The organism is Cytobacillus oceanisediminis (assembly GCF_007830235.1).
GTDB lineage: Bacteria > Bacillota > Bacilli > Bacillales > Cytobacillaceae > Cytobacillus > Cytobacillus oceanisediminis.
Genome location: NZ_VLKI01000043.1, coordinates 1 through 9,712, shown reverse-complemented (window position 1 = coordinate 9,712; position 9,712 = coordinate 1). Strand labels below are relative to the sequence as shown.

The window sequence follows — 9,712 nt, the reverse complement described above, 5'->3', positions numbered from 1 at the left end:
CCTTGAAGTCAACTGAACACTCAGATCAGGCGGAGTTTCAGGAAAGTGAGTACTTCAAGGAGAAATCCAGGGAACGGTATAAAATAGAGGCGAAGAATAGCGAGTTAAAACACAGACACGGGTATGATGTAGCCACATCCTCGGGTCTAATTGGCATGGAATTACAAGGCGCCATGGCCATATTTACGGTCAATCTAAAAAGAATACTTAAGCTGTTGGGGTAAATATAAAGTAAAAAGAGAACTGAAAACAAGAAAAAAAGCCGGGCTTATTCCAAAAATACGGAATAAGCCGGCTTTTTTCATTCAGGTCTCCCCAGGAAAACCAAAAAATCGGCAGATTTTCAGTGGCCTCGCCTGGGCTGGGGGTTTTGAGAACCTATATTAGTTTACATGCAGGAACTTTCCGACTTTATCTTCTTTAAGGATGTTTCCTACGAAGAAAGCGCCGAATTCGCCGTAGCGGGCACTTACTTCATCAAAGCGCATTTCATATACGAGCTTTTTGAATTGAAGAACATCATCAGAGAATAGGGTAACGCCCCATTCATAATCATCAAAGCCAACTGAACCAGTGATGATCTGTTTTACCTTTCCGGCATACTGGCGGCCGATCATGCCATGGCTACGCATCATATTTCGGCGTTCCTCCATCGGAAGCATGTACCAGTTGTCATTGCCCTGGCGGCGCTTGTCCATTGGATAGAAGCATACATGCTTGGCTTTTGGCAGTTCAGGATAAAGGCGTGCCAAAATTTGAGGGTTTTGATAAGGATCTTCACCTGCAGGCAAGTAATTGCTCAATTCAACAACAGAAACATAAGAATGAGCTGGAATCGTAAATTCAGCTAATTTTGTTTTGTTGAACTCGTTTTCAATTTCATTCAGTTCTTCCATTGTAGGCCTTAAGATCATCATCATAAAATCAGCTTTTTGGCCAACAATTGTATAAAGGGCATGGCTGCCGTTTTTCTCGCTTTGTGTAGTATTCCATTTGTCCACTAGGGCCATAAATTCATGGATGGCTGCTTGGCGCTCATCGCTTGAAAGCATTTTCCAAGTAGTCCAATCAACTGTACGGAAGTCATGTAAACAATACCAGCCGTCGAGCGTTACTGCTGCTTCACTCATTACGATCACTCCTAATATGTACTAAAAATTCTCATCACTAATATAACATAGTTTCTCCATTTAACATGTGTATAAAACTTGAAATGTTTGAAATAAGCAAAATAGGGCGTCGCTTGCGGCACTGCGTTTACAAAAAGGCCATTATGGTTATCTTAAAACAAGATATAAATATAAAATGATTCTGATCTGAAGATTACTTATAATTGGAAATTTACCGAAAACAAAAACATTTTGTCTGAAAACGCTAACAGTGACTGAACTCCTTGAAATTCTGGGCATGAAGAGTATTCTAAGGGAGTATATAGGGTAAGTTCTATTAAATGAACGGAAATCAGACGCCTTAGGAGGAATTTACATGAGTGATTTATTCTCAGTTTTAAAAGAAAAAGTATCAGGACAAAATTTAAGAATCGTTTTTCCGGAAGGGCAGGATGAGCGTATTTTAGCGGCAGCAGGAAGATTGGCTGCTGAAAAAGTCATCACACCCATCCTTGTTGGAAATATTGCAGAAATCGAAGCAAAAGCAAAGGATATGGACATTTCCCTTGAATCCGCTGAAATTTACGATCCAAATAACTTTCTTATGATGGATGAGCTTGTTGCGGCATTTGTGGAAAGACGCAAAGGCAAAGCAACAGAAGAAGATGCACGCAGAATTCTTCTTGATGAAAATTACTTCGGCACAATGCTTGTTTATGCTAACAAAGCAGACGGTCTTGTGAGCGGTGCGGCACACTCTACGGCAGACACTGTACGTCCAGCCCTTCAAATTATTAAAACCAAGGAAGGCGTCCGCAAAACTTCCGGTGTGTTTATCATGGTTCGCGAGGATGAAAAATATGTTTTCGCAGATTGTGCGATCAATATTTCACCTGACAGCCGGGACCTGGCTGAAATCGCGATTGAAAGTGCAAAGACTGCAAGAATGTTTGATATTGAACCGCGCGTTGCCATGCTGAGCTTTTCAACAAAAGGCTCTGCCAAGTCTCCGGAAACAGAAAAGGTTTCTGGTGCACTTGAAGAGGCAAAGCTTCGTGACCCGTTATTGATCATTGATGGAGAATTCCAATTTGATGCAGCATTTGTTCCATCTGTAGCAGAGAAAAAAGCTCCGGATTCACCAATCCAGGGGGATGCAAATGTATTTATCTTCCCTAGCCTCGAAGCTGGAAATATCGGATATAAAATTGCTCAGCGGCTAGGGAAATTTGAAGCCGTGGGACCAATCCTGCAAGGCTTAAACCGTCCGGTAAATGACCTATCCCGCGGATGCAACGAGGAAGACGTCTATAAGCTTGCACTAATCACTGCAGCTCAGGCTCTAAATCAATAAAGCTATTACTTGAAAGCCGGTCCCTTGTGACTGGCTTTTTTGCTATAATAAATCTGTTATGGGCCTTTGGCCGATAAACTGCCGGGTTTGGCCGATAAAAACGCATTTTCGACCGATAAAGTTATAGATTTGGCCGATAAATTGGCTAAATTGGCCGTTAAAGATAGAATTCAGGCTGGTAAGAATGTGAAGCCGGTCATGAATAGATAATTTTGAGCCGATTAACATATTATTGACTAGTAATATCGGCAAAAGGGGATCAAAGTAGATGAATTTGGCACAAGATTTGCTACAGCAGGTGGAGTGGAGGGTTATTGACCAATCTGCACTTGCTGTCCATTTAAATGCCCTGCATTCATTCGGGATGGATGATACACTTTGTGCTTCTGTCGGCTCTGGATCGGCGCCGCCGACTGCAAGGACATGGGTCCACCATAATACGATTGTGCTTGGAATCCAGGATACCAGGCTCCCTTATCTAGATGAGGGAATTGACTTTTTAAAAAGCCAGGGATATCAGGTGATCGTCCGAAATTCCGGCGGGCTGGCTGTAGTCCTGGACGAAGGTGTCCTGAATATATCGCTGATTTTTCCGGAAAGCGAAAAAGGAATAGATATTAACCGCGGTTATGACGCGATGTGGATGCTCATAAAAGAGATGTTTTCTGATTTTAATATAGAAATAGAAGCGAAAGAGATTGTCGGCTCCTACTGCCCTGGAAGCTATGATTTAAGTATAGGTGGACAGAAGTTTGCCGGTATCTCGCAAAGGCGCCTCCGCAATGGAGTAGCCGTGCAAATTTACCTTGGCGTGAATGGCAGCGGCAGTGAGCGGGCGGATTTGATCGGTAAATTCTACTCTCTTTCCAGAAAGGGAGAACAGACAAAATTCCAGTATCCTGAAATCCAGCCGGCTGTTATGGCATCACTATCCGAATTACTGGGTGCAGAGCTGACCGTCCAGGATGTGATGCTGCGCTTTTTGCAGGCTTTAAAAAATAAAGCAGGCCGCCTTTATGCAGGCCAGCTGACAGAGGATGAAGCGAGTTTATTTGAAGCTTATTATCATCGGGTCACAGAACGGAATGAGAAGGTATTGGGTGAATAGATAAAGAAAAGCCGTAAACCAGTGTGGTTACGGCTTTTCTTAATGGGGCATTGCTGCCATTTTCTCCTTCTCCCGTTGCCGGAAGTGTTCTATCTATTATGAGCTATTACTCAGCTACTCTCTCCAAATTGCCATTGCGGTCCATTTTAAACTTGGAGGCCGGTCTGTCTTCCTCGTCAAACAGAACAAAATTACGCGCTCTGTTCATGATTTTCATAAGTGTCTCGTAATCTTCCTGAATCGTTACCGTATTTTCCTCAAGCTCGCTGATTTTGCTTTCCAGCTCTACGTTTCGGCTTCTGAGATCAGCATTCTCGCGCTTCAATCTTTCATTCTCATTTTTTAGTATATCAAGCTGAATGCCTGAGTGATTTAATGTTTGCAAGTATGAAATGACGCTATCCAAATCCAATTGTGCAGGTGCTGTGTAAGCTGGTTCCGAATAAGTGGATGTATAAGATGAAACGGCTTCTGTTCTTTCAGCTGTTTCATTTTCTGTCCGCTCTTCATAGAAATCTGCCGGTGATGGAGGGGTTACTTTATTAGATGCAACGGGTGCTGCTTCAACTTCCTGCATAGTAGGCACTGGCGGAGAGTATAAGAGTTTCTTCTTGCCTCCCTGATCTTTGCCTAGCATTCTTTGTCTTTGCTTGCGCTGCTTTTTTGCAAGCTGCAGCGCTTTTTCATAGCGGTGCCTTACCACTGCGTTCCAACGGAATCCACAGGCTGCAGAGGTGCGGTTGAGCTTATCTCCAACCTCTTCAAAAGCATTTAATTGTGTGCTGCCTTCCCTGACATGCCTTAAAACTGTTTCAGCTAGCAATAAATCATTTTCGTCTGTCCATGCGTCCTGACGTACTTTCATTCATCCTCAACTCCCTTTTTTTTAAGCATTTTTGTTGTTGCCTTAGTTAAAGGATGGACAAACTTGGCAGATTTTATACAAAGGTGATTAAAAGGATAGTAGATTTTTTTAAAAATTTTATTTTTCGCTAGATACGTATGGCGGTTATATGAAGATTAGTAAGATACACCACCCAAGTTAATGATTACAGCTTGCAATGGAGCCAGATAAGATTTAAAATAGCCTGTAGCAGTTAGACAGGGCATTTGCGATTCAGTCCTTAATTTGAATAGGAATGCCGTGCATCGGACATCCTTTAACAAGCGAGTGGCTGGAGCGGAAATCAACAGGCAAGTTTAACAGAGCCTAAAATAAAAAGTTAGACCGCAGAAAGGGTTGTAAATAGAATGGCAAACGAATTTCGTGTTTGCGACGATTGTCAGGCAGTAAACCTAAAAACACTAATTCCGCGTTTGAAAGAAATAGATTCCGACGCTAAAATTGATATCGGCTGCCAGTCCTATTGCGGACCAGGCCGAAAAAAGACATTTGCTTTCGTCAATAACCGTCCGCTAGCTGCATTAACGGAAGAGGAATTGATGGAGAAAATTAATAAGAAGCTGAAAAAGTAAAATCGCCTTTTGACTTCTGTCCTGAGGTGATTTTTATTTTTGCCCAAGTTTATTTTGGGCTCGCATATGGTAAAGAGATATAATGGGCAGTTCGTTATTATTTTTAGAAAAGTCGAAAAATATTTTTGGGACAGATGATTGCTGTATTGCGGTTCTTGTCGAATGGCCATAAAAATCTGGGAATTTTGTGGTGAATAGGCATAACAATCGGGATATAATAGTAACATGCAACATAAGCGGAGGTAAAAGATGGCATATTCGGCGGAAAAGTTAAGCGAGGAAAAGGTATTTAAGGATCCTGTCCACCGTTACATACACGTCAAGGACAGAGTGATCTGGGATTTAATAGGGACAAAAGAGTTTCAGCGCCTTAGAAGAATTAAGCAGCTTGGAACAACCTACTTAACCTTCCATGGTGCTGAACATAGCCGTTTTAACCACTCGCTCGGAGTTTACGAGATTGTACGGCGGATAGCCGATGATGTGTTTATCGGCAGGCCGGAATGGAATGAAGAAGAACGCCTCCTCTCATTATGCGCGGCACTTCTCCACGATTTGGGGCACGGCCCGTTTTCACATTCCTTCGAAAAAGTGTTCGACCTCGACCATGAGCATTTCACAAGAGCGATCATTCTAGGGTGTACCGAGGTTAATAAGGTGCTTACAAAGGTAAGTTCCGATTTTCCTGAAAAGGTAGCAGAGGTAATTGCAAAAACCTCCAAAAATAAGCTGGTAGTCAGCTTGATTTCCAGCCAGATCGATGCAGATCGTATGGATTATCTGCAAAGAGATGCTTATTTTACCGGTGTCAGCTACGGCCATTTTGATATGGAGCGGATCTTGCGTGTCATGAGGCCCAGGGAAGACCAGGTAGTGATAAAGCAGAGCGGAATGCATGCAGTGGAAGATTACATTATGAGCCGGTATCAAATGTATTGGCAGGTATATTTTCACCCGGTTACCCGGAGTGCGGAGGTTATACTGACGAAAATTCTGCATCGGGCCAAGGACTTGCATAAACAGAACTATACGTTTAAATACGATCCCATCCATTTTTATTCATTATTCAGCGGAGAAATCACGCTGGAGGATTATATTAAACTGGATGAAGCAATTATTCTTTATTATTTCCAGATGTGGCAGGAGGAGGAGGATCACATCCTGAGAGATCTCTCCTGCCGCTTTATGGACCGGAACTTATATAAATATGTGGAATTTGACCCTGCAAAAGAGTATAAAAAACTGGCAGAGCTGTCCGGTTTATTTAAAAAAGCAGGCATTGACCCGGAGTATTACCTGGTTGTCGATTCCTCATCTGATTTGCCTTATGATTTTTACCGGCCGGGTGAGGAAGAAGAACGATTGCCTATTCATTTGCTGATGAAAAACGGGGATATCCGCGAGCTTTCCCGTGAATCAGAAATAGTGGATGCCATCTCGGGTAAACGCAGAACAGACCATAAACTGTATTTTCCGGCTGATTTTATTTCAGACGACAGTAAAAAGCCGACCATTAAAAAACAAATTAGAATGCTGCTGGAAATCGACTAAGACTACATAATGTCCATTTGATTTTCTATAGATACGGGAAAAAACGGAGTAGGAGATGAAGAGCTTTGTTAAAGGATCACGCCAAATTAATGCATGCCATTGCAGTCTCTGAAGAAATAGTGGGACGGAAAAAGCTGCAGAAAATGATTTATATCGCCAAAAACATCGCATTTCCTTTTCAGGAAAGATTCCAATTTCACTTTTATGGCCCTTATTCCGAAGAGCTTACTTTAAGGGTCGAAGAGCTTTGCAATATGGGATTTTTAAACGAAGTGAAAGAGAAAAAAGGCGGCTACTACCAGTATCGGTATACACTCACAGAAACAGGCAAGGAATTTTTGACTGTAAATGAAGTGGAGATGCCAAGCCTGCAGGACTGCCTCATGGACATGAACGGCCAAAATGCAAGATTTCTTGAGCTTGTCTCAACAGTCCTTTATTTTAATGACCTTCCAAAAGAGGAAGTAAAGGAAAAGGTTTTTACGCTAAAAAGCAAACAGCGCTACACGGACGAAGAAGTGGAGCAGGCTTATCAATATATTGAAAGCTTAAGAGAAAGAGCCGGGCAGAATTAAATTGCCTGGCTTTTCTTTTGTGAAAGCTGTTTTCGTAAAGTTTGTTGTTTTTGATGGATCACTTAGTATAACCAACTGAGTTGATTGTAGCGGAGGGCACTTGACTCCAGTGGGAAGAGAGGGAAGTGGGAGACCCCACAGGCAAAGCCGCGGAGGCTCCCATTCCTCCCCGCGGGTTCGCTGAGTGCCCGCAGCGGAAATCAACAGGCAGAATTCATAAGCAAAAACAACAATCTATGAGAAAGAACCTTTGTGAAAATCTATACGCAGAGAAAAAATTTTATGTGCAGAGAAATCGGAGATATACGCAGAGAAAAATTTCTATGGGCAGAGAAATTGTAACATTACGCAAAGAAATCTAATTTATTCTTAATATCTTTCATATAAAAAGAGCAGTTCCCAATGAAAAAGGATACTTTTCATTGAAAAACTGCCTTTTTTAAAAAATAATTGAGGTTCTATTCGTCGCTTAAACGCTTGCCGCCGATTGCATAGTGATTCTTGGACATTTCTTCGATAAATACAACGATTTTATCTTTGGAAGCACCAGTAGTTTCGTTTACTGCATCTGTTACTTTTTCTACAAGAGCCTTTTTTTGTTCCTCGGAACGTCCTTCTAGCATTTTTACTGTTACGTATGGCATATTGTGTTTCCTCCTCATATTTACTGATTGTAGTTTTCCATATTTTCTTGCAATGTGCAAGCCTGATTGTACGTTCTTTCCCATTGGAGCCGTGTTCATGTATACTTTTAGGTAATAAGAAATAGCAGGGGCTTTTTGTACATAGTATGTATTAGGTCTTGGCAAAAAATGAAAAAAGTTTATAAAAGTTGCCTGGCAGATGAGTCAAGCATTTTGCCGGCAGGAGAGGGAGTTTTGGCTTTTGGAACAATTTCTAGCGTTTTCTCTCAGGGAGATCCCCTATGTTGCTGTAACGTTGATGATTGCCTTTACGGTCCATGAATTTGCCCATGCTTATGTTGCTTACAAATTTGGCGATCCGACGGCAAAGAAGCAGGGAAGATTAACGTTGAATCCCATGCAGCATCTGGACCCAATCGGGACCATTCTGATTTTTATTGCCGGTTTTGGCTGGGCCAGGCCCGTTCCGGTCAATCGATTCTTTTTTAAGAAACCGAAGCTGGCAGGCATATCTGTCTCGATTGCAGGACCGCTGTCCAATCTGGTGATGGCTGTTCTTGGCTTTTTTATCTGGTATATGCTGGCCGGAACAGGGTTAGCTGCATCATTTCCGTCATTTATTGCTGATTTTTTGAATATTTTTATCCAGTTAAATTTAGTGTTGTTTGTATTTAATCTTTTGCCGTTCCCGCCTCTTGATGGCTACAGAATAATAGAGGATCTGGCGCCGGCCCATATTCGCCCGAAGATGACCCAATTTGAAGCGTACGGCTCTGTTATTTTCCTCATTCTAGTGATCACGCCACTGGACCAATACACCATACAGCCGATTTTTAACACCGTCTTGCCGGTGCTGGCGAGCGGACTAAATGATTTTTTCTACGAACTATTTATGACATAATTAGTAAAAACTTAATAGATGAGATTAATCTTGCTTAGGAGGATATGAACATGGAAGAAAAAAAGAAAAAGAAAGTTGATTTTAATATTATAAAAAACGACCCGACTGACGGGCATGGAGGCTTTGGTGTCGGTACCCTCAGCCTTGATAATGTGACACCAGTGATTATTGATGTAGATGCAGGCGAGGCTTCCATTGAAGTTGGCGCGATGCATGCCAGAAGTCCGGTTGAAAAGGGAATTAAATTTCTTCCAAATAAGGATGACGTACCTAACGGAAAGCCTTACTGGCTGATGTGGGTAACGATTGACCGCAAAGAGGGCGGCCCCTATTATGCAGGCGTCACTGCATGCGAAATGACGGTTGACAGAGAAATCCGCAGAGGATACAAATCGCTGCCAGAGCATGTTAACCGCATGGATAAATCCATTAAAAGACAGATTATCGTTGATCATATGGATGAAAAATCCAAGGGAGTGCTGGTTGAATTCTTAAAGAACCATGACGCGGGCATGTGGGAAAGATCTGCGGAGCAACTAAAATCAGATTTACAAGCGAATTAGAAAAAAAGCTTAAATTTGTGACGAATTTGTGACATTTTATTGACGTGGTTTTCTAACTACTTGTACAATTCCCATAAAAAAAGTAAACTATTTAACAGTGTGAAGGCACAATATAGCACTAGGACACGAAAAACCCCGGGATTCGGACCCCGGGGTTTTTCATTTTTCTATAGAATTTAGGAATTAAGGTAGGATAGTGGTCGTACTCTTAGGAAAAGTTCGGGGGCAATAATAATAGCGTATAGTACCCAATCCCAGAGGGAAGTCGAAGAATGGGTTCTAATAAGAGTGAATAGTGCCTAAACCAATGAGAAACGCAGGGAAGGGGAACGAAAAAGGTCAATCGTACCCGAACTCAGCGGGAAAGCCAGAGAAAGGGAACGAAAAGAGGTCAATCGTGCCCGAACTCGGCGGGAAAGCCAGAGAAAGGG

11 protein-coding genes are annotated in these 9,712 nt (G+C 42.2%); 8 read left to right on the top strand and 3 right to left on the bottom strand.

Annotation, left to right across the window (positions count from 1 at the left end; genetic code table 11):
* Positions 1 to 224, top strand: a 224-nt coding sequence (locus IQ19_RS27545) for a transposase (protein ID WP_199749560.1), incomplete at its 5' end; no start/stop codon positions are given.
* A 159-nt stretch (positions 225 to 383) separates the two neighbouring features.
* On the opposite strand, the gene hemQ is transcribed toward IQ19_RS27545, so the two are convergent.
* Positions 384 to 1,130: a hydrogen peroxide-dependent heme synthase gene (gene hemQ, locus IQ19_RS27540; protein WP_144547003.1), complete on the bottom strand. Its 747-nt coding sequence runs from the start codon at positions 1,128 to 1,130 to the stop codon at positions 384 to 386.
* 355 nt (positions 1,131 to 1,485) lie between these two features.
* On the opposite strand from hemQ, the gene pta reads away from it, so the two are divergent.
* Together pta and lipL are read left to right on the top strand one after the other, a co-directional pair.
* Positions 1,486 to 2,463 carry a phosphate acetyltransferase gene (gene pta, locus IQ19_RS27535; protein WP_144547000.1) on the top strand — a complete coding sequence of 326 codons (978 nt, stop codon included), beginning with the start codon at positions 1,486 to 1,488 and terminating at the stop codon, positions 2,461 to 2,463.
* 268 nt (positions 2,464 to 2,731) lie between these two features.
* On the top strand, positions 2,732 to 3,571 hold the full coding sequence (gene lipL, locus IQ19_RS27530; protein WP_144546997.1) for an octanoyl-[GcvH]:protein N-octanoyltransferase: 840 nt from the start codon (positions 2,732 to 2,734) through the stop codon (positions 3,569 to 3,571).
* Between the two features lie 106 nt (positions 3,572 to 3,677).
* Here lipL and IQ19_RS27525 read toward each other — a convergent pair whose 3' ends face one another.
* Positions 3,678 to 4,436: an RsfA family transcriptional regulator gene (locus IQ19_RS27525; protein WP_144546994.1), complete on the bottom strand. Its 759-nt coding sequence runs from the start codon at positions 4,434 to 4,436 to the stop codon at positions 3,678 to 3,680.
* A gap of 386 nt (positions 4,437 to 4,822) precedes the next feature.
* On the opposite strand from IQ19_RS27525, the gene IQ19_RS27520 reads away from it, so the two are divergent.
* From IQ19_RS27520 to IQ19_RS27510, 3 genes are all read left to right on the top strand, one after another.
* Positions 4,823 to 5,047, top strand: a complete 225-nt coding sequence (locus IQ19_RS27520; RefSeq protein ID WP_144546991.1) for a YuzB family protein — start codon at positions 4,823 to 4,825, stop codon at positions 5,045 to 5,047.
* A 249-nt stretch (positions 5,048 to 5,296) separates the two neighbouring features.
* On the top strand, positions 5,297 to 6,598 hold the full coding sequence (locus IQ19_RS27515; RefSeq protein WP_144546988.1) for an HD domain-containing protein: 1,302 nt from the start codon (positions 5,297 to 5,299) through the stop codon (positions 6,596 to 6,598).
* Positions 6,599 to 6,663: 65 nt separating this feature from the next.
* On the top strand, positions 6,664 to 7,173 hold the full coding sequence (locus tag IQ19_RS27510; protein ID WP_144546985.1) for a YwgA family protein: 510 nt from the start codon (positions 6,664 to 6,666) through the stop codon (positions 7,171 to 7,173).
* Positions 7,174 to 7,631: 458 nt separating this feature from the next.
* On the opposite strand, the gene IQ19_RS27505 is transcribed toward IQ19_RS27510, so the two are convergent.
* The gene (locus tag IQ19_RS27505) at positions 7,632 to 7,817 is read right to left on the bottom strand and encodes a 2-hydroxymuconate tautomerase (protein WP_110063676.1); all 186 of its coding nucleotides are present in this window, start codon (positions 7,815 to 7,817) and stop codon (positions 7,632 to 7,634) included.
* Between the two features lie 241 nt (positions 7,818 to 8,058).
* Here IQ19_RS27505 and IQ19_RS27500 point away from each other — a divergent pair, with 241 nt between their 5' ends.
* Both IQ19_RS27500 and IQ19_RS27495 read left to right on the top strand, forming a co-directional pair.
* Positions 8,059 to 8,718 (top strand): site-2 protease family protein, encoded by a 660-nt coding sequence (locus tag IQ19_RS27500; protein ID WP_144546982.1) that lies wholly within the window; start codon positions 8,059 to 8,061, stop codon positions 8,716 to 8,718.
* A 50-nt stretch (positions 8,719 to 8,768) separates the two neighbouring features.
* Positions 8,769 to 9,281 (top strand): YwhD family protein, encoded by a 513-nt coding sequence (locus tag IQ19_RS27495; RefSeq protein WP_144546979.1) that lies wholly within the window; start codon positions 8,769 to 8,771, stop codon positions 9,279 to 9,281.
* Positions 9,282 to 9,712: the final 431 nt, after the last annotated feature.